Raw genomic sequence first — 20,833 nt, 5'->3', positions numbered from 1 at the left:
CAAGAGATGAACGTATCAAAACTGCTAAAGCCTATTATTGCAACAACGGCATTAACTCTTGCACTTGCCGGGTGCGGCGGACAAGACAATTCTGAGGGTGCGAAAGACAACGCTTCCAAAAAAGAAGAAAAGGTAGTCAATGTATACACTGCCAGACATTATGAAGCAGATGATCAAGTATATAAAGACTTCACCGAAGAGACTGGCATTAAGGTCAACGTTGTCAAAGGTGAAGCGGAAGAACTCATCGAGCGTCTGAAGCGCGAAGGGGAAAGTACGGAAGCGGACTTATTCATCACTGTCGACGGCGGTGTACTTGCCCACGCAAAAGACAATGATATTCTTCAAGCGGTTGAATCAGATGTGGTGAACGAAAACGTTCCTGAAACGTTCCGTGACAAGGAAAACAAATGGATCGGGATGGCGACAAGGGCCCGTGTCATCGTCTATTCAAAAGACCGTGTGTCAGAAGATCAATTATCAACTTATGAAGACTTAACAAGTGACAAGTGGAAAGGAAAAGTGCTTGCCCGTTCATCGACAAGCCTATATAATCAGTCGCTGCTTGCTTCTTTCATCGAATTGAATGGTGAAAAAGAGGCCGAAAAATGGTCAGAAGGCATCGTGAAAAACTTCGCCCGCCAGCCTGACGGCGGTGACCGCGACCAGGCGAAAGCCATTGCAGCCGGTGTAGGTGATGTAGGGATCATGAATACTTACTATGTAGGACTGATGGCTAATTCATCCGATCCCGAGGAAAAGAAAGTCGCAGAAGGCCTGGGCGTATTCTTCCCTAACCAGGATACAAACGGCACACATGTCAATGTCAGTGGAATCGGTCTGACGAAGCACAGTAAGCATCCTGAAAATGCCGTGAAGCTGATCGAATATATGACAGGCAAAGATGCTCAGGAATATTTAGCTGCAAACAACTATGAATTCCCGGTGAATGATGAAGCGAAAAAGCCTGAAATCCTTGAATCATGGGGCAAGTTCAGAATTCAGGATCTGGACTTTGATACTCTGGGGAAACATAATCAAAAAGCCATTGAAATCTTCAATAAAACAGGCTGGAAATAATTATGCGTATACAATCTGTTAAACATTTTTTCCGAAAAGATTTTAACGGATGGTGGCTGGTAAGCTTGATGGGGGCAGCAATCATATTGCTGCCCATCTTGTTTATCTTTTTTTCTATTTTCCAGGAACCGAATGAAAACTGGTATCAAATAAAAGAATATCTCTTGAAAAATTATGCCGCCAATTCAATTATCCTGGTTTTGTTGACAGGGATCTTTACAGCGGTTCTGGGTGTCAGCCTCGCCTGGATCATTGCCGCTTATGATTTCCCGATGAGACGCTTTTTCAGCTGGGGGCTCCTTCTTCCGCTGGCGATCCCGCCATATATCGCAGCTTACACCTACCGGACGATGCTGAGTTACACGGGAGTCGTTCAGGTGACATTGCGGAATCAGTTTGATTATCAAGTTGATCCTGATTGGCTCGCGATCTCCTCCCTGAGAGGAGCCGTCTTCATCTTTACGATTTTTCTATTTCCATATGTATATATCATGTGCAGGGCATTCCTCGAAAACCAGAGCTCTTCATTCCTTGAAAATGCAAGGCTTCTGGGGAGGAAACCGTTCTCGATATTTGTAAGGATCGTACTCCCGCTGTCTAGGCCGGCGATGGTGGCAGGTGCTGTGCTCGTGGTATATGAAGTACTGAGTGACTATGGTGTGACAAGTTACTTTGGCATTCACACGATCACAACGGCGATATTCCAGACGTGGTTCGGGATGTATGATGCAGACTCGGCCATGAGACTCGCTGCCTGGCTGATGGTCATAGTGGTTGGGTTATTTTTCATCGAAAAATGGCTCAGGCAGGGGAGAAGATATAGTATCGGCAGTAAAGCAAGGCCGCTGACACGCCAGCGCCTGAAAGGGCTGTCTGCCGCAGCCGCTTTCGCTTATTGTCTCTTGATCTTCCTGCTCGGCTTCTTCATCCCCGTGGTCCAGCTCTTGGCATGGTCCAAGCTTACATTTGCGAAAGTGTGGGATGATACATTTTTTACTTTATTGAATCAGACTGTTTATGTTGCACTGATATCCACGGTACTCATTCTGTTATTTGCAGTGATCCTCGCCAATGTGACGCGTTCGCAAGCCTCCGGGACGTACATCTTATCTAAGCTGGCTACAGCAGGCTATTCGATCCCGGGTGCGATCATAGCGATCGGAATCCTGGCATTATTCATTGAACTTGATTCATTGCTTGCACCATTTTACTCTTATATGGGATGGGGAACGGCCCCGCTCATTTTGAGCCTGTCCCTTTCCATGCTCGTGATCGGATATACGGTCCGGTTTATGGCAACGGGTTATAATGCGGTGGAAGTCGGATTTGAGAAAATCGGGCCTAAATATTCAGAAGCGTCAAGAATGCTCGGTTTCGGGGTGACGAAAACCTTTTTCAAGGTGGATCTGCCTTTGATCAAAGGGGCTTTATTCAGCGGGTTCATTCTGACTTTCGTCGAAATCATAAAAGAACTGCCCCTGGCTCTCTTGCTCAGGCCGTTTAATTTTGACACCCTTGCCACAAAAACGTACCAATATGCAAAGGATGAGATGATACATGAAGCAGCCATCCCGTCCCTGATGATCATTCTGTTAAGTGTAGTATCAGTGGCTGTATTCCAAATGATTGATAGGAAGGTGAAGAAATGAACATCCTTACGATCAATAACCTGACATTTTCGTTTCCAAAATCTCGGATCCCCGTGATAAAGGATTTTTCTTTTTCCATGAATGAAGGAGAAATCGTCGGGATCCTCGGTGAGAGCGGAAGCGGGAAAAGCACGCTCCTCCGCTTGATTTCAGGCCTTGAAATCCCGCGGGGAGGCACCATCGAAATCGCAGGCAGGCAAGTCGCCGGCAAGAAGACGTTCGTTCAGCCCGAAAATCGCGGAGTGGGCATGGTGTTTCAGGATTATGCCCTTTTCCCTCATATGACGGTAAGGGATAACCTCCTTTTCGGGTTGTCGCGGCTGCCGAGGAAAGAAAGGAATCCCCGTGTGAGGGAGATGCTCGAGCTCATTCAGATGACAGAGTTCGAGAAAAGGTATCCCCATCAGCTGAGCGGCGGGCAGCAGCAGCGGATCGCGCTTGCCAGGGCGCTTGCCCCCAAGCCGGAACTCTTGCTGATGGATGAGCCATTCAGCAATCTGGATGCAAGCTTGAAGGGTGCCATCCGGGATGAGCTCTGCACCATATTGAAGAAGGCAAACATGACCTGTATCATGGTCTCGCATGACAAAGAAGACGTACAGGCCATTTGTGACAGGAGCCTTGTTTTTGGAAATAAGGATGACCTACTGCAGCAGACACCCGACGACCGGGAGCTCACCTTTTTAAAGTAGATGTTATCCTTAGAAGCCCGCAGCCGTGCGGGCTTTTGCTTTATTTTGTCAGTCAGTTTCTGGCAAAGAGTAAAAAGCGTTGCTTCCTGCACCGAATATTGATAGAATCTCGTTGGTGGTATTGAAAACGCACACAAAAGGGGTAGAGACATGACGACTGCTACTAGCGGATACAGAATAGAAAAAGATTTCCTCGGGCAAAAAGAAGTGCCTGAGAATGTATATTATGGAATACAGACGCTCAGGGCGGTGGAGAACTTCCCTGTGACAGGTTATAGAATTCATAAAGAAATGATCGACGCGCTCGCTGTTGTCAAGAAAGCGGCAGCGCTTGCGAATATGGAAACGACACGCCTTTATAAAGGAATCGGCGAAGCGATTGTACAGGCTTGCGATGAAATCCTCGCGGGGAATCTGCATGAGCATTTCATCGTCGACCCTATCCAGGGAGGCGCAGGGACGTCCATCAACATGAATGCGAATGAAGTCATCGCCAATCGTGCGCTTGAACTGCTTTCCCATCATAAAGGGGAATACGGGAAAGTCAGCCCGAACAGTCACGTGAATATGGCACAGTCGACCAATGACGTCTTCCCGACGGTCATCCATATCTCCACATTGAAACTGTTGGATAAGCTCCTTATCACGATGGAAGATATGCTGGCTGTCTTTAAAAAGAAGGCACAGGAGTTCGACCATGTCATCAAGATGGGCCGCACCCATCTTCAGGATGCTGTTCCTGTCCGTCTCGGCCAGGAATTCGAGGCGTACAGCCGCGTTGTCGAGCGTGATATCAAGCGCATCGGCCGTACGCGCGAGCATCTGTATGAAGTAAATATGGGTGCGACGGCAGTGGGAACAGGGTTGAATGCCGACCCTGAATATATCAAGAGTGTCGTGAATCATCTGGCTGACATCAGCGGCCTGCCTTTGACAGGCGCCGAGCATCTTGTAGATGCAACGCAGAATACAGATGCCTATACAGAGGTTTCCTCTGCATTGAAGGTATGCATGACGAATATGTCCAAGATCGCAAATGATCTGCGCCTGATGGCTTCAGGTCCGCGCGCAGGACTTGGCGAGATTTCCCTTCCCGCGAGACAGCCGGGTTCGTCGATCATGCCCGGCAAAGTGAATCCGGTCATGCCGGAGCTCATCAATCAGGTGGCTTTCCAGGTGATGGGGAATGACCAGACCATTTCCCTTGCTTCTGAAGCTGGGCAGCTTGAACTGAATGTGATGGAGCCCGTCCTTGTATTCAACCTTCTTCAATCCATCAGCATCATGAATAACGCGTTCAGAAGCTTCACCGACAACTGCCTGAGCGGCATCGAAGCAAATGAGACACGCATGAAGGAATATGTCGAAAACAGCGTCGGCATCATCACGGCAGTGAACCCGCACCTGGGATATGAAGTCGTTTCAAGAATCGCAAGGGAAGCGATCCTGAAAGGGAAATCCGTAAGGGAACTTTGCCTGGAATACGATGTTCTTACAGAGGAAGAACTTGATTTGATCTTAAACCCTTACGAAATGACCAATCCCGGCATTGCCGGACGTGTACTGTTTGATCGTGAATAAAAAGGCAAAAAAGCTTGCAGACAAAAATCCTTGAATCGGATTAAGTCTGCAAGTTTTTTATTTTTGTGGGCAGCGCCCCTACAGTATCTTCTATAAGAATTGAAACCCGTACCTGAATAGGGACTTCACTAAAAAGAGTAATGATAGCTGTAATCTGTTGAATTTCTTCAAAGTTACATATTTGATTTTCTTGAACCAATTCATATTTATAAAATTGAGTCGGAGGCTGGCACAAAAGTGTTATAGCCAAATTTAAACCCGAACGAATTTACCTTCTTTGAAGCTGAATTCATACGGGTTTTATTTGTTCAAATGGACATGTAAGAAAAGCTCTTTCTAGCGGTTGATTGGAGTGCAAGACGAAGACTCCTGCGGGAGTAGTGGCCAATGTGAGACCCCGCAGGCGAAGCCGAGGAGGCTCACGGGTCACCCGCGGAAAGCGAAGTCTTGCACGGAAATCATTAGCGGTATTGTAAAGTTATTAATTAATTTGTCCCGTAATAGGAAGATATTTTTGAGTGAAGAGATCTTAATTATTTACTTTTTAAATATAAAAAACCATGTAGCTGTTTTTTTGGCTTCCCAGTAACAAACTTAATAATATAACTGTCACAATTAGCATTCAAATATCGGTATAATTCTGAATTATCAATCCATAAAACGCTCTCAATGCTATTCGGAAATAGTGTTGGGAGTCATTTTTTTGCCTCTCGAGCAATTCTTTCCAACATTGTTACCGTTTTGTGAATAACTTTCGTCTAAATTTCGAAAATCAGGTTACAGTTCGGTTAAAGGGGGGTACCTTCTTAAGAGAATTTGATAATATGATGCTACAACTGTTAAATACGAAGTAAAGGAAGGTGAACCCTTTGTTTGATAAATTCAAGCCATACTTGATTGTTTTGATAAGTCTGGTTTCTTTATTTTTCATCATCATATTCAGTTCGGGAAGTGAAATGATCATTCTCGATCCGAAAGGGCCTGTAGGGGTCATTCAGAAAGACCTGATCATGCTGTCGATTTATTACATGCTTGGCATCATGGTCGTTGTTCTATCATTCTTTACATTTATTCTATTAAGATATCGAAGCAGCCGGAAAGGTGATTACAGACCGGAGATGCATGGAAGCACGAAGCTTGAAATCATCTGGACGCTCATCCCTGTGTTGATCGTCATTGCTTTGTCGATTCCGAACACAAAGGCGCTATATGAGTTGCGGGAAGCCCCAAAAGCGACTGCCCATAAAGATCCCATCGTTATTCATGCCACGGCTGTCGACTGGAAATGGATCTTCAGTTATCCGGAGGAAGGGATCGAAACGGTGAACTATGTCAATGTGCCGGAAGATCACCCGATTCTGTTCAAGGTGACGGCTGCAGACTCCATGGCTTCGTTCTGGGTGCCGCAGATCGGCGGCCAGATTTACGGAATGCCTGGAATGGTGAACGATTTATACTTACAGGCGGATGAGCCTGGCACATACGACGGCCGAAACTCGAACTTCACCGGTGAAGGAATGACACACCAGCAGTTTGATTTCGTGGCCATGAAAGAAGGGAAGTACGAAGACTGGGTGAAAGAGGTTAAGGCAAGCGAACCGAAGCTTGATGAAAAGACGTATGAAAAGCTGATGCTGCCTGGTACGGTCGAAGAAATGACGTTCTCTTCCACTCACTTGTCCATTGTCGATCATGGTAAGAATTCCGAATATGCATATGCGATCCGTGAGAAATACGGTGTCTCTGATAATGCTCACGGTGCGGATGCGGAAGCAGAATCCGGCCACAGTGGACACGGGGACCATGGAAGCGGCAGCGGAAGCCATCAGGACCAGGAAGGTCATGATGGACATTCAAAAGACGAAAAAAAAGAAGAGGGACATGAGCATTAAGAAAGGAGGACCACTCTAGATGATTGATTTTATAAAAGATAACTTAATCCTCAATGATCCGTTGATTCTTGGAGCCAATATTTCGATTGTATTCACTGTCATCGGGATTGTCGCCACACTGACGTATTTTAAAAAGTGGAAATGGCTTTGGAACGACTGGATCACGAGTGTTGATCATAAAAAGATTGGTATCATGTATATTCTCGCTGCATTGGTCATGCTCTTCCGCGGAGGAGTCGATGCACTATTGATGAGGGCCCAGTTGACGGTGCCTAATAACGAGTTTTTATCATCTCAGCACTATAACGAAATCTTTACGACTCACGGTACGATCATGATCCTGTTCATGGCGATGCCGTTTTTACTTGGATTGATGAACGTTGTTGTACCTTTGCAAATCGGTGCAAGGGACGTTGCGTTCCCGTATTTGAATAACCTGAGTTTCTGGTCATTCATGTTCGGGGCGATCCTGTTTAATATGTCATTCGTATTCGGCGGGTCGCCGGATGCCGGGTGGACGAACTATGCACCGCTCGCGATTGAAGGAAGCCCTGGACCGGGTATCAACTATTACCTGCTCGGACTTCAGATTTCAGGGATCGGTACATTATTGACCGGTATCAACTTCGTCGTGACGATCATCAAGATGCGTGCGCCGGGCATGACCCTGCTTCGCATGCCGATGTTCACTTGGACGACTTTGATCACTGCATTCATCATCGTGTTTGCATTCCCGATCTTGACTGTCACACTTGCACTGATGACATTTGACCGTTTGTTCGGCACGCATTTCTTCACGCTGACTGATGGCGGGAACCCGATGCTTTGGTCGAACCTGTTCTGGCTATGGGGACATCCCGAGGTATATATCGTTATCCTGCCGGCTTTCGGTATCTTTTCGGAAATCATTGCGACGTTTGCAAGAAAGACATTGTTTGGCTATAGATCTATGATTATCTCGCTTGCTGCCATTTCACTCCTCAGCTTCATCGTGTGGGTCCACCACTTCTTTACGATGGGCGGAAGTGCGGCAGTGAACAGTGTATTCTCGATCACGACGATGGCGATCGCCATTCCGACGGGTATCAAGATATTCAACTGGCTCGGTACCCTGTATAAGGGAAGGATCGAGTTTACGACCGCGATGATGTGGTCTGTCGCGTTCATCCCGACATTCCTGATCGGCGGGGTGACTGGTGTCATGCTCGGTATGGCTGCAGCTGACTTCCAGTATCACAACAACTACTTCCTGGTTGCCCACTTCCACTACACATTGATCGCCGGTGTCGTATTTGCCTGCTTCGCGGGACTTGTTTACTGGTATCCGAAGATGTTCGGCATCAAGATGAACGAACGAATCGGGAAATGGGCTTTCTGGTTCTTCTCGATCGGATTCAACGTATGTTTCTTACCGCAATTCGTACTTGGATTTGCCGGTATGCCAAGACGTGTGTACACATACGGACCTGAAGACGGCTGGACAGCATTAAATGTCATCTCTTCTGTAGGTGCATTCGGCATGGGTGTCGGCTTCATGATCATCGTGTACAACGTATATTACAGCTACCGTTATGCAAAACGTGAGATGACGGGCGATGCCTGGGACGGCCGTACACTTGAGTGGGCGACAAGCTCAGCGATCCCTCCTCACTACAACTTTGCTCATGTACCGGAAGTGAAGAATGTCGATGCATTCCACTACATGAAACAGGAATGGAAAGAAAAAGGAAAGCCTGAAGAGCCTGAATACAAACCGATCCATATGCCGAACAATGCAGGAGTGCCGTTCATCATGTCCGCTCTCTTCTTTGTTGCAGGATTCGGACTTGTGTTCGAACTATTCTGGCTTGCGATCATTGCGCTTGTCGGGATCTTTGGAACGATGGCGCACCGCTCACTTACTTCGCACAAGTATGATAAAGGCTACTACGTAAGTGTGGATGAGATCGAAAAAACTGAAAATCGGTTCAAGAGGGAGGCGTGAGTATGGCACATAGTACAAATGTAGATCCAAACACGCCACTGGAATATCAATCGGAAATCGGGAAACTGAATATCTTCGGTTTCTGGATTTTCCTTGGAGCGGAAATGGCGCTGTTCGCTACGATCTTCGCCACGTTCTTTGCCCTTGAAAGCGGGACGGTAGGCGGCCCGATGCCAAGTGAAGTGTTTGATCTGAAGAATACAATCATCATGACGCTGCTGCTACTGATCAGTAGTTTCACGTCGGGATTGTCGATAAATGAATTAAGAAGAAGAAATGTCAAAGGGATGATGATCTGGCTGATCATCACACTGCTATTCGGTGCAGGGTTCCTTTACATGGAGATAGCAGAGTTCCTTCACCTCATTCATGAAGGAGCTGCTATGGGAACAAATGCATACTGGTCTTCATTCTATCTGTTGACCGGTACGCATGGACTCCACGTTTCACTGGGGATCCTATGGATCATCCTTGTGATGTTCCAAGTGAAGAAGCAGGGATTGAATCCTGATACTGCGAAAAAACTATTTGTATCCAGCTTGTACTGGCACTTCCTTGATTTCGTATGGATCTTCGTGTTTACAAGCGTGTACTTGTTAGGGATGGTGGGATAATAATGTCAAATAACACATCAAACCACAGCCGTATACCTTGGACTCAAATCATTGGATTCTTCTTGTCAGTCGGATTGACCTTCCTGGCAGTCTGGTGGGGACTGTACACTGACCTTGCCCGCGGAACCATTGTGGCCATCGTCTTTGTCCTTGCCTTCCTGCAGGCGGCAATCCAGCTGTTCATGTTCATGCACGTAACCGAAGGAGAAGGAAGATGGCAGGTCGGCAAAATGCTGTCAGCAGCCTTCATCGCCATCGTCATCGTAGCAGGATCCGTCTGGGTCATGAACAGCATGCACTAAAAATGGGACAGGGGGACAGGTACACTGTCCCGTTGATCGACCATATGAACCATAGAAAAGGAAGCTTCTATTTAGGAGGCTTCCTTTTTTGTGTGTTTTGTTATTTTCAGTGTCGAAGAAAGGTGTTGACATTGGAAGGTTCTTACAATAAAATAATGATTGATTGATCAATCAATTTTAAAAAGGGAGAGATTTCACATGTCCGCATCACTTTCACTCGAAGAAAAAAAGAGAAGGAAAAGGGCGTTGATCCTCGAGGCTGCTGTGAAACTGTTCAGCGAAAACGGATTTGCCGAGACCCCGATCGCGGCGGTAGCGAAGGAGGCAGGCGTAAGCTTTGGTACCGTGTTTACGTACTTCGAAACAAAGGATGTATTGTTTCAGGCATCGGTCCTTGAGCACCTCGAAGAAATAAAGCCTTATTTTTATGAAATAGAAGAACGTTACAGCGGCAATCCGATGGAGATGGTTAAAGAAATGATCCATTGTCAGGTGGATATGTTTTCAAAAAGCATGGATTATCTGCGTTTGATTCAACAGGTTCTTGCCAGACCAGACAGATATCCTGCGCTTTTCAAGGAGCTTGATGATTTCGTCAACGTATTTATCGATAAAATCTATCCGGTCATAGCCGAAGGCCAGGAGATGGGACTCTTCTATAAAGATGCACCGCCTTTGATCGCCCAGTCGTATTTATCTCTGATAAACGGGATGAGATTGACATTCATCGATGACTATACAAACCTCGTTTGGAACGATATGAAGATCCAGGCACTGCGGCTGTTTGGACCGGTTGCAGACGCAAGGGAGGAAATGCAATAAAACTCAGGGACATTCATCCCAACATTAAATTAAGGCTGGGCATTCAATTCCTGGGCGGGCTTGTATCCATGGCCGTCATTCCGTTCCTGGCCATTTATTTTTCCAAGAAAATCGGGGCCGCCGAAACCGGGATCATCCTTATATTGACCGTCATCAGCGGTGTGATCGGAGGATTCATCGGCGGGCATGTGTCCGATAAGATCGGGCGCCGGAGCATCATGATCTATTCGGAAATCGGCGTACTCGTCACCTATCTATTGATCGCTTTCTGCAACTCCCCGTGGTATGACCTGCCGTATGTATCCGCGGTGTTTTTCGTCTTCAATATGTTTGCAGGCGGGATGCTGCAGCCGGCTGCCCAGGCGATGATCATCGATGTGACGGATACCGAGTCCAGGAAGCTCGTATTCACGATCAGCTACTGGCTGGGGAACCTTGCCACTGCACTCGGGGGAATAATGGGTGCCTTCCTGTTTAAAAGCTATTTATTCGAATTGTTCATCGGGATATCGGCCATCTCGCTTTTATCCGTCGTCATCACTTTTTTCTTCATCTCTGAAACCTACACACCAGCTCCCGTCCAGCCTTCCACAGGGAAAAGCAAATCTTCACCATTCGATTTTTTCAAAAGCTATTCCGCCGTATTGAAGGACAGATTGTTCATGTTTTACATCATTGGCGCCGTGTTCATTTTCACCCTTGAGCAGTCATTGACCAACTATATCGGGATCCGCCTTGAAAGGGATATCCCGGAACAGGGCGCAACACTACTCGGCCTTGACTTCACGATCGACGGCACAAAGGTACTCGGATTCCTTAAAACCGAAAACACCCTGCTGGTCGTCCTGTTGTCCGCGGTTGTTTTATACCTTTTTAAAAAGTGGAAAGACAAATGGAACCTCGTTATGGGAATGTTCATCTTTTCCATCAGTTTCAGTGCACTGGCCTTCATCAGCAATATATGGATCCTCTTCATCCTCATCTTCGTGGGCACGATCGGCGAGCTCATGTATGTACCGGTGAAGCAGGCCATGATCGGCGAACTTGCCCCGTCCAACGCACGCAGTACGTACATGGCATTTTACAGTCTGACCTTTTATGGTGCGATGATCATTGCGTCGCTCTTGATCATCGTAGGCGAATGGATCAGTCCGGTGATGATGGGCGGGATAATGCTCATTCTCGGCTTAACAGGAACTTGCCTCTATTATCTGATCACCAGGTCGCTTGAAGGGCGGGAAGCGGTTACCGAGGAGCTGAAGTCGTCCGTTCCTTCTTGACGTGAAAAAAGGACACGGAGTTTTATCCGTGTCCTTAAGGTGCAGGCGATTCAAGCTGGACACGGAATTTTAGCCGCATGTCCTAAGAGTAGTCGATTCCTTACTGGGACAATGAACCTGTCCCCCTGTCCCGTTATTAATGGGGCATATTTCCCGGCTGCTGGGGTACGGTCGTATAGCTCTGCAGCATCTGGGCCATATCCTGGTCGTTCAGCTGCGGCACCTGATAGTATCCGTGTTTATTCTGATAAAGGAAAATCTCGTAGCTCATTTCAATGAAGTTCGGCACGCTGTCCGCAACGACGCGGCGCAGGACCGGATTGGTCATCTCAAGAGCCGTCATCGCAAACAGGGTAGCAAGCGATTTGGTCTGTCCGAGCATATAGGCAGACAATCCTTTATCGGACAGTTCATTCACCGACTGATTCGGTTTCTTTGGCTGCCCCGGTTTTATTCCGTAAACCGTATCATTGGTTTGGGTCATTTTATACTGCTGGGTAGGGACCTGAGGATCGCGACCGGTTGAAAAGCTGCCGACGATCGTGTTGTACATCGTCGTCACGAAAGCGGATTGGCGTTTGACGATCTCTTTCAGCTCGGGATCCTGGATATGCTGATCATACATTTGATACTGATCGAGCATGCTGATGATCCCTGCAATCACCTCGTGGGCATCGAATAGTTCATGGCCGCCGTGGTTTTTATTCGGCTGGTTCATGGTTTGATTATTCATTCCCTGCCGGGGAGTCGGATTCATATTAGTCTGGTTTGGCTGATTTTGTTGATTGAACATGATGTTTCCCTCCTGAATCGTCGTTGACATCCCCTTTAGATTTCCCGCAGTGACAGATAATCATGTAAGATTTTTATAAAAAACAGACATGCGCCTACTACAAGGCGGCCCGTCCGAATATACTAGGAAGAAGTTTTGTCAGGGGTGGTTTCGGAGATGAGCGTATTTATAAGTTATATCGTACTGGGGTTATCGCTGTCCGCACCGATGGGACCGATCAATGCCCTGCAATTGGACAAAGGGATCCGCCTTGGATTCTGGCATGCATGGCTGGTGGGGGTCGGAGGGATGGCCGCTGATGCGGTCTTCATGCTTCTCATTTATTTCGGGCTTGCACAGTTCGTGGACACGCCTATTGTTCAACTGTTTTTATGGCTGTTCGGATTCTTTGTACTCGTTTATACAGGGATTGAAAGTGTCGTAAAAGCGGGCGCCCCTGCCTATGATTCTCAGCAAAACGGGGGAGAGACGAAAGCGAGGTCGTTTCGCACTGGATTTTTAATGGCCATTTCCAATCCCCTGAGCATCCTTTTCTGGCTCGGCATTTACGGGTCGATCCTGGCAGAGACCACAAAGACCTATCATGGCGGCCAGATCCTGATTTACAGCATGGGGATCTTCCTCGGCATCACCCTCTGGGATTTAGCGATGGCATCAGTCGCAGCAGGAACCCAGAAATGGTTCAGCGGGCGTATCATCAGGTGGATCTCGATCATTTCAGGACTTATCCTCATCGGGTTTGGACTATATTTCGGTGTGAAGGCTGCAGGTATTTTGCTGTCATAGACAGACACCCGGCCGGGCGCCTCCTAATAGGATAGTGTGTAGTCCGTTAGGAGGTATTCGCCCATGTTACGTTCAAAAAGCTGGATTGACCGTCATTTTAATGACATGCCCTCTTGGGAGAAGTCAGCCTATACCCGGTTTGCACAAATGATGCACGGTGAACAGCATCCATATCCCTGCGTGCCGGGGATACAGGGTTTTCAAAAAGATATGCTCCGCTTTGGATTTGCAGGTGATCCGAGGACGGACCGATCAATTGGACAGCTCGCTTCCCTGCTGAAGGAGTACGGTAAAATCTCCCGTGATACCGGGAATTATGCTTCACTGGTCGTCTTCTTTCAATCAGAAGGGCTGCAATCTGCAGACATCAATGATTATCAGGATCTGTTCTGGTCCGTATTGAATAAACTTCATGAACGGGATGAAACCCCCTGGCCGGAAGGGATCGCGGAAGACCCACATCATCACAGCTGGGAATATTGTTTCAGCGGGGAACCGTACTTCGCTTTCTGTGCCACCCCTGCTCACATTAGCCGGAAAAGCCGGCATTTTCCCTGTTTTATGATTGCCTTTCAGCCGCGCTGGGTATTTGACGAGATCAATTCATCCACCGCATTCGGGCAGAAACTGAAAAAAGTCATCCGGAAGCGTCTCGTGGAATACGATGGAATCGATGCTCATCCGAGTCTTAAATGGTACGGCCAGGAGGATAACCACGAGTGGCAGCAGTATTTCCTCCGTGACGACGATTCGTCCCTGTCCAAGTGTCCATTTATGAATAGCCAGAAGAGGATCAAGAGTTGAGGCGCGGTGCTTTGGCTCTTTTTTTGTGCTGAGAGTAAATCTTTGCTGTACAGTGCGGGGTATTGAGAGGGTAGTGGGGCTGTGCACTTGTCGAATAATCTTTAATTAGCCCATATATTGTGAATTCCGCCCATAAAATCAAAATTCCGCCCATATATCCCGGATTTCGCCCATAAAACAGGAGTTCCGCTCATATCTTAGGCGAGATACCCCTCATAAAACAGAGATACAACATAATCCATGCAGGATACACCCCTCATAAAACAAAGATCCCACATAATCCAGGCAGGATATCTCTCATAAAACAGAAATTTCGGACTTAATCCAGCCTGGATCCCATTACGCCGCGATCTTACAACGCCGGAATGTTTTCCATCCAGAAAGGAAAAAGTAAAAGAGGAAAACAGAAGGAGGCCAGAGGATGCATAAGATTCAACCGAACTGCTGGAACGAGCATGATGAACTGAAGACGGTCGTGGTTTGTTCCCCGACTGTATTGGACGTCCCCGACCAGCGCACCGCCGATTATGTCGGCTGGGAAAAGCCCGTTCACCATGAAAAGGCGAAGGAAAACCATGAGAATTTGATAAAAGCTATTGAAAATGAGGGTGCACAGGTCATCGACTACTCCCATTACTTAAAAGGCGGGGATGCCGAATTGAATCCACACCTGCTCAACAGGGTGTTTGTGCGGGACCTTGCCTGCGTCTACGGGAACACAGTGATACCCGGGGATGCCGGCGCGACGATGCGGGAACCGGAATATATCCACGCTCACGGACTATTTAAGGAATGGTTTGACGAAGAGGTCTTCAATATCAAGGCCAATAACGTGATGAAAGCACTTGAAAACGGGGACGTATTCGTACTTGATAACGATACCGTATTCATCAACACCGGCCTCAGGACAAGCATTGAAAGCCTTGAAGCAATCCAAAAAAGGATTTTTGCCGCGGGATTTTCAGAGATCGGCATCATCGATCTGCCCAGGACAGGGGAGACGATGCATCTGGACATGAACTGCAATGTCGCAGGCCCTGACCTCCTTGTCGCGAAAAGCTATATGCGTTTATTCCCTGTGCAGGTCGTCACTGAAAAAGACTCCTCCTACACCATGACAGGCGACTTCCTTAAGCGGCACGGGTTTGAAGTGCTGTGGACGGACAAGGTGAAGCACACCGTCGCAGATATCAATTTCCTGAACCTGAATCCTGAAACGCTTCTGGTCAGTACAAAAATCAACAAAAGCATCCTTCAAGATCATCCTAAATTGAAGAATAAAAAGGTCATCGAGGTCGATGTGAATGAACTGGAAAAAGGCGGTGGAGGCATCCGCTGCATGACGCTACCTTTGGAACGGAGATAAGGATTGTTTGGGTGTCCACGCTGCCGGGGTGGCGCCCGGCTGACAACACATAAATGGACATGCCGGGGGCAGGTCCATTTTTTATACGCATATCATGGAAGAAATCAAATAGGTGCAGTCTGCTTTTGCCTGATTATATTATAAAGGGCAGTTAAGTCCTTTTCCGACAGGATTTTCGGCACCGGATAAAACGGATTCGCTTCACTCAGGGCCCGCTTGACCATCAGCGGGATATCGCTTTCGGAAATGCCGTCCACCTTGTCAGGGATTTTCATATCTGTATTGAGCTTCTTTATCGCAGCAATAAAGGCAGCCGCTTTCTCACCCGCCGGATCCGTTGGCGACCCGATCCCGGCTGCATCGCCCAATTCCGCAAGCGGCTGATGAACCGACTCTCCGTAGTACTCGAGTACATATGGGAGGATGACGGCATTCGCGAGCCCGTGCGGAACCGAATAGAATCCGCCGAGGGTATGGGCGATCGCATGGACGTACCCCACATATGCGCGGGTGAACGCAACTCCCGCAAGATACGATGCTTTCTGCATATTGGTACGGGCTGCAATGTTTTCCCCGTTGGAATAGGCTTCGTAAAGATTGCTGAATATCAGCTTCACTGCCTGTTTGCTGCACTCCATTGTCTCCCTTGTTCTGCTCCTGCCGATATAGGCCTCGACTGCATGGGTCAATGCGTCCATTCCGGTCGTCGAAGTGATGTGAGGCGGAAGTTTTACCGTAAGCAGCGGATCGAGGACCGCGATCTGCGGAATCAGCGACAAGTCGTTGATTGCATATTTCTCATGGGTAGAGGGGTTTGAAATCACTGCGGCGATCGTCGCTTCGCTTCCCGTTCCGGCAGTGGTCGGGACGGCGGCGAGGAGAGGGAGCTTCCTTCTCACTTTCAACTGTCCCTTCATCTCCGGTATGGTCCTGTCCGGCCTCGCCACCCTGGCCCCCACCGCTTTGGCACAGTCGATCGGCGACCCGCCGCCAAATGCGATGATCCCATCACACTTATTGAAGTGATACAATTTCAAGGCGTCTTCGATATTATCGATGGTCGGGTTCGGGACGGTCTTGTCATAGACGGAGTAACGAATATTGTTGTTTTTCAACTCTTTGAGGAGACCGTCCATCAATCCGAGTGAAGAAATACCTTCATCTGTAATGACCAGTACGCTCGAAATTCCGCTTTCTTTTAAAATACCAGGCAATTCGGCGAGACTGTTTTCCCCCTCGATCAACCGGGGTTTCCGCCACGGCAGGAAATACAATGCCCCCCGGTAAGCGGTTTGGTAGGCCCTGCAATACAGTTTGTACATGACAATCCCTCTCTCTTTTTTAAAAATATGGCATGACGGAAGGCCTGTCTAAGGTTGTCTCTGTTAATATGTATATGCGTTTCACCTTGTTTATAAGTTGCTTACAAATTTTTCTGCTAATTATCTATGATTCTATCAAGCAATCATGAGGGTGACCAGCGAAACTTTGTATAATCCTGAAAGGTTGTTATAATGGTATTTCATTGCTAAACGAAAAAGGAGATGAAACCTTTGAAATATATACGTTCCCAAATGAAGCGATTGATGAAGGATGAAAAAGCACTGCAGGACCGCCTTAAGAATTTGATGGATGAGCAGGGCTTGGAGAGAAGTTTTGCCATGAAGGCCCTGTATCACTCCGAAGTGGCTGACGGAGGAAAGTATCAGGCAAAGTACCAGGCGCTGGATGAGCAGGGGAAGTAAATCAGCCCGGTTTTATAAAAAGACCTGTATAGAGCTGTTCTATGCAGGTCTTTTTATCGTGGTTAAGGGGTTAAGTGCAGAATCATCCGGGTAAACAAGCTGAAAACGTGCAAAGGATGATACAATGCCATTCGATTATTCACTGGACTTCGACTCCACCGATTTCCGGGAGCATCCCGAACTTTACCGGGTCGGAAGGGGAGAGCAGGGTGTTCTGCTCGTTGAACCTTATAAAAGTGAAATCCTCCCGCATTGGCGGTTCAAGACACCCGATATCGCGAAGGAATCCTCGGAGAAAATTTATGAGATGTTCCTCGATTACAAAAGGCAGGACGATTTTGTCGGAATGGACATGGCGCGGAAATTCCTGCAGATGGGCTACACCAGATCCCGCCGCTACGCCAACTACAAAGGCGGCAGGAAGTATGATGAAAAAGGCGATGTGAAGGAAAGACAGATCGATTCGGAAAAAGCAGAATCTGCCGCCATCTTTGAAGAGAAATGGAAGCTTGCAAGGGAAGATGAAGACTATCTTTCCAGGAAAAAGGAACACCAAAAGAAGTATGGATGAAAAAGGCCCGGCCCTGAACTGCGTTAAAGCAGCGAGGGATGGGCCTTTACTGTTATCTTCTTCTCCGGCTGTCAATGAGGTGCATGACACCTTTGAAGATCAGTACGATGGAGAATAATAAAACTGCAAGAACCCCGATCACATCGACAATCGGATTGATCGGCGCAAGGAAGCCGGTCAGCGGCACCCTCAAGAGGGCAAAGCCTGACAGAATGCCGAAGAGGTATAACCAGATTGGACTATCCATTTTGATTCACACTCCTTTCTACTGATTAATTTATTCCGGATTGTTAAAAGCGTTTATGAAATGGGTAAAGTGCCCGGAATGACCAGGGACTGAGTAATTACTAACTTTTTCGGGAAAACAGTGGAGAAACATCTGAAACTTATAGAATATCGTCAAAATCTCATTGAATAATTAATCCCTCAAGTCCAGCAATATTTTTACGAGCATGCTTCTTATATCGAAGTGTGAATGAGCTCTCTTTTACAAAACTTTTACCGGCATTAATCTTACATAACAGAACGGCCCAACCCTTTTTTGAAATATTTATTTCATGTTAAGTTATAATAAGAAATATATATTTAATATCGGAGGTCTTACTTTTGCATCAAAATAAGCTCAATCCATTGTCCCGTCACACAAAGAATTCAGCGGCACTATTTGAAAAGGCCAAAAAGGTCATCCCGGGAGGAGTCACGGCGAATATCAAATATATGGCACCTCACCCGATCATGATGGAAAAAGGGCACGGCAGCAGGCTGATCGATGTTGACGCAAATGAGTACATTGATTATCTGCTCTGTTATGGAGCCCTGATCCTTGGCCATGGTCATTCGCGGGTATATGAAGCAGCGATGAATCAAATGAAGAAAGCGGGAACGACCATTTTCGGCACCCCGCACAGACTTGAGACCGTCCTTGCTGAAAAATTGATTTCTCTATTTCCAGGTATTGAAATGGTACGATACACGAATTCAGGTCTTGAAGCCACTTTACTTGCGATCCGGACAGCGGCGGCTTATACAGGCAAACCAAAAATCGCGAAGTTTGAAGGTCATTATCACGGCGGGTATGATCAGGTGCTCCTCAGCGTGAATCCTGAAATCGACATGGCCGGCGATGAAACTGAACCGGATGTGGTGCCTGAGTCACCTGGCATTCCTGATTACTATCGTAAAAATACGGTCATACTTCCTTTTAATGATATTGATGCGACAGAAACAATCCTGCGGAACAGAGCGCATGAGATTTCTGCCATCATCATGGAGCCGGTTCAAGGCGGATTCATTCCTGCTGATGAGATTTTCATGACAAAGCTAAGGGAGATAACGGAAGAACTTGGGATCCTCCTGATATTTGATGAAGTGAAAACAGGGTTCCGGCTTACCGTAGGAGGAGCGCAGAACCTATATCATATCAAACCGGACCTCACCGCTCTCGGTAAGGTGCTTGGCGGAGGATTTCCCGTAGGGGCGGTCGGCGGAAAAAAAGAAATCATGGAAATCAGCGCGCCGGATGGGGGAAGGGACATTCTTACGGCCGGTGCTGAAAACGGCAGCAAAAAAGATCCATTATTTCACAGCGGAACCTACAACGGCCATCCGACAGTACTGGCATCAGGACTTGCGACGATTGAGGTTCTCGAAGAGGAGGGAACGATGGAGGCACTTCTCGCTGACACAGCATTACTGAGGTCTGGGCTTGAAGATATCTATAAATGCCATGACATCCCGATGCAGACTGTGGGGAAAGGGAGCATCTTCAACATCATCCTGGCGGAAGGAAGCATCAGGAACTATCGGGATATGGCTAAAGCCAACAGTACCTTAAGAAGCAAAATCGACTATGAGCTATTGAAACTTGGAATCTACACAAAACCACTCAACCGTTATTCCATGTCTGCCGTCCACAGCCGGGAAGATATAGAAAGGACACTCGATGCACACGATAAAGCCATCAAAATAATCAGGAAATGAGTCAAAAAGAGGTGAAATATGAACATTGATGTCTACAAAGTCATTTCCGGAAAAATGCCGGAAATGAGTAAGGCGCAGGAGAAAATTGCCCGATATATACTCGAAAATCCCAATCAAATCCCATTTTTAACAGTCGGGAAGCTGGCGAAGCTAGTCAACGTAAGCGATGCTACAGTCGTTCGTTTTGCCGCGTTTTTGGGCTTTACGGGTTATCCCGAGTTTCAGCGCCACATCCAGTCTTCGGTTCAGCAGCAATTAACTGCGACTGAGAGACTGAAGCTGTCAAAAGAGGTATACGGGCATGAAGATCAAGGCATTTCCCAAATCATCGGAGGAGACATTGAAAACATCCAGCACACATTTAAGAACCTGGATGTTGAAAATTTCCGCAAAATGGTAGAGTACTTGTTGAAGGCAAGGAGAGTCTATATTGTGGCTAACAGGAGTGCAGAAGCCCTGGGGGTTTTCCTTCATTACTACCTGACTATGATTCTTGATGATGTCAAGATGCTCGATTCAATCGAGAAAAATGCAGACCGTCTTCACGATCTTGGTGAGGAGGATTTAGTCCTGGGTATCAGCTTCTCAAGATATACAAAAAGTACAGTCGACATACTCCGTTTTGCAAAAGAAAAAAAAGCAAAAACAGCTGCACTTACCGACAATCTGTTATCACCGCTCATTCAGCATGCGGATGTATCATTAACGGCAGAAAGCAAAATGCCTGCCTTCATCGACAGCTTCACCGCACCGCTCAGTGTCATCAACGCACTCGTCATCTATGCCGCAAAACAAAAGCAGGACGGTTTCGAAAAGCGGCTCGATGAACTCGAAGAAGTGTGGGAGAGGTTCGATGTATTCTATTAAATGAAAGGGCCCGTCCTTCACTGCT

Annotated in this window: 20 protein-coding genes; 17 read left to right on the top strand and 3 right to left on the bottom strand. The window is 47.3% G+C overall.

Going from position 1 to position 20,833, the window contains the following annotated elements; genetic code table 11:
* Positions 1–6 precede the first annotated feature (6 nt).
* The 10 genes from BHE18_RS21785 to BHE18_RS21735 all read left to right on the top strand — a co-directional run bounded on the left by BHE18_RS21785 (position 7) and on the right by BHE18_RS21735 (position 11,896).
* A complete protein-coding gene (locus BHE18_RS21785; RefSeq protein WP_071620571.1) occupies positions 7–1,080 on the top strand; it encodes a Fe(3+) ABC transporter substrate-binding protein in 1,074 nt (357 codons plus the stop codon).
* 2 nt (positions 1,081–1,082) lie between these two features.
* Positions 1,083–2,729, top strand: coding sequence for an ABC transporter permease (locus tag BHE18_RS21780; protein WP_071620570.1), 1,647 nt, complete (start codon positions 1,083–1,085; stop codon positions 2,727–2,729).
* Positions 2,726–3,421, top strand: a complete 696-nt coding sequence (locus BHE18_RS21775; RefSeq protein ID WP_071620569.1) for an ABC transporter ATP-binding protein — start codon at positions 2,726–2,728, stop codon at positions 3,419–3,421. The genes BHE18_RS21780 and BHE18_RS21775 overlap by 4 nt, the downstream gene beginning before the upstream one ends.
* A gap of 150 nt (positions 3,422–3,571) precedes the next feature.
* Positions 3,572–5,002, top strand: a complete 1,431-nt coding sequence (gene aspA / locus BHE18_RS21770) for an aspartate ammonia-lyase (protein ID WP_071620568.1) — start codon at positions 3,572–3,574, stop codon at positions 5,000–5,002.
* Positions 5,003–5,871: 869 nt separating this feature from the next.
* Positions 5,872–6,894, top strand: a complete 1,023-nt coding sequence (gene qoxA / locus BHE18_RS21760) for a cytochrome aa3 quinol oxidase subunit II (RefSeq protein WP_071620566.1) — start codon at positions 5,872–5,874, stop codon at positions 6,892–6,894.
* A 19-nt stretch (positions 6,895–6,913) separates the two neighbouring features.
* Positions 6,914–8,878, top strand: coding sequence for a cytochrome aa3 quinol oxidase subunit I (gene qoxB / locus BHE18_RS21755; protein ID WP_083573927.1), 1,965 nt, complete (start codon positions 6,914–6,916; stop codon positions 8,876–8,878).
* Positions 8,879–8,880: 2 nt separating this feature from the next.
* Positions 8,881–9,492: a cytochrome aa3 quinol oxidase subunit III gene (gene qoxC, locus BHE18_RS21750; RefSeq protein ID WP_071620565.1), complete on the top strand. Its 612-nt coding sequence runs from the start codon at positions 8,881–8,883 to the stop codon at positions 9,490–9,492.
* A 2-nt stretch (positions 9,493–9,494) separates the two neighbouring features.
* The gene (gene qoxD / locus BHE18_RS21745; RefSeq protein ID WP_071620564.1) at positions 9,495–9,794 is read left to right on the top strand and encodes a cytochrome aa3 quinol oxidase subunit IV; all 300 of its coding nucleotides are present in this window, start codon (positions 9,495–9,497) and stop codon (positions 9,792–9,794) included.
* Between the two features lie 198 nt (positions 9,795–9,992).
* Positions 9,993–10,616: a TetR/AcrR family transcriptional regulator gene (locus BHE18_RS21740; protein ID WP_071620563.1), complete on the top strand. Its 624-nt coding sequence runs from the start codon at positions 9,993–9,995 to the stop codon at positions 10,614–10,616.
* Positions 10,613–11,896 carry an MFS transporter gene (locus BHE18_RS21735; RefSeq protein WP_071620592.1) on the top strand — a complete coding sequence of 428 codons (1,284 nt, stop codon included), beginning with the start codon at positions 10,613–10,615 and terminating at the stop codon, positions 11,894–11,896. The genes BHE18_RS21740 and BHE18_RS21735 overlap by 4 nt, the downstream gene beginning before the upstream one ends.
* Positions 11,897–12,032: 136 nt before the next feature.
* Here the strand turns inward: BHE18_RS21735 and BHE18_RS21730 are convergent, their stop codons facing one another.
* A complete protein-coding gene (locus BHE18_RS21730; protein ID WP_440480407.1) occupies positions 12,033–12,689 on the bottom strand; it encodes a spore coat protein in 657 nt (218 codons plus the stop codon).
* A 156-nt stretch (positions 12,690–12,845) separates the two neighbouring features.
* Between BHE18_RS21730 and BHE18_RS21725 the strand changes: the two genes are divergently transcribed.
* The 3 genes from BHE18_RS21725 (at position 12,846) to BHE18_RS21715 (ending at position 15,645) form a co-directional block, all read left to right on the top strand.
* The gene (locus BHE18_RS21725; protein ID WP_071620562.1) at positions 12,846–13,475 is read left to right on the top strand and encodes a LysE family transporter; all 630 of its coding nucleotides are present in this window, start codon (positions 12,846–12,848) and stop codon (positions 13,473–13,475) included.
* Between the two features lie 63 nt (positions 13,476–13,538).
* Positions 13,539–14,279 carry a YqcI/YcgG family protein gene (locus BHE18_RS21720; RefSeq protein WP_071620561.1) on the top strand — a complete coding sequence of 247 codons (741 nt, stop codon included), beginning with the start codon at positions 13,539–13,541 and terminating at the stop codon, positions 14,277–14,279.
* Between the two features lie 421 nt (positions 14,280–14,700).
* Complete coding sequence (locus BHE18_RS21715) at positions 14,701–15,645, top strand: arginine deiminase family protein (protein ID WP_071620560.1); 945 nt, start codon at positions 14,701–14,703, stop codon at positions 15,643–15,645.
* Positions 15,646–15,749: 104 nt separating this feature from the next.
* Here the strand turns inward: BHE18_RS21715 and BHE18_RS21710 are convergent, their stop codons facing one another.
* Entirely contained in the window at positions 15,750–16,967 is a 1,218-nt protein-coding gene (locus BHE18_RS21710; protein WP_071620559.1) for an iron-containing alcohol dehydrogenase, read from the bottom strand.
* 231 nt (positions 16,968–17,198) lie between these two features.
* On the opposite strand from BHE18_RS21710, the gene BHE18_RS21705 reads away from it, so the two are divergent.
* Both BHE18_RS21705 and BHE18_RS21700 read left to right on the top strand, forming a co-directional pair.
* Complete coding sequence (locus tag BHE18_RS21705; protein WP_071620558.1) at positions 17,199–17,390, top strand: hypothetical protein; 192 nt, start codon at positions 17,199–17,201, stop codon at positions 17,388–17,390.
* 124 nt (positions 17,391–17,514) lie between these two features.
* On the top strand, positions 17,515–17,961 hold the full coding sequence (locus BHE18_RS21700; protein ID WP_071620557.1) for a DUF4385 domain-containing protein: 447 nt from the start codon (positions 17,515–17,517) through the stop codon (positions 17,959–17,961).
* 52 nt (positions 17,962–18,013) lie between these two features.
* On the opposite strand, the gene BHE18_RS21695 is transcribed toward BHE18_RS21700, so the two are convergent.
* Positions 18,014–18,208: a hypothetical protein gene (locus BHE18_RS21695; RefSeq protein ID WP_071620556.1), complete on the bottom strand. Its 195-nt coding sequence runs from the start codon at positions 18,206–18,208 to the stop codon at positions 18,014–18,016.
* 359 nt (positions 18,209–18,567) lie between these two features.
* Between BHE18_RS21695 and BHE18_RS21690 the strand changes: the two genes are divergently transcribed.
* Together BHE18_RS21690 and BHE18_RS21685 are read left to right on the top strand one after the other, a co-directional pair.
* A complete protein-coding gene (locus BHE18_RS21690) occupies positions 18,568–19,941 on the top strand; it encodes an aspartate aminotransferase family protein (RefSeq protein ID WP_071620555.1) in 1,374 nt (457 codons plus the stop codon).
* A gap of 18 nt (positions 19,942–19,959) precedes the next feature.
* Complete coding sequence (locus tag BHE18_RS21685) at positions 19,960–20,808, top strand: MurR/RpiR family transcriptional regulator (protein ID WP_071620554.1); 849 nt, start codon at positions 19,960–19,962, stop codon at positions 20,806–20,808.
* The last annotated feature ends 25 nt before the right edge of the window (positions 20,809–20,833 follow it).

It is taken from the genome of Rossellomorea aquimaris (genome assembly GCF_001877785.1).
Lineage (GTDB): Bacteria > Bacillota > Bacilli > Bacillales > Bacillaceae_B > Rossellomorea > Rossellomorea aquimaris_A.
The sequence above is the reverse complement of the archived record's forward strand: the minus strand, read 5'-3'. Positions and strand labels throughout refer to the sequence as shown.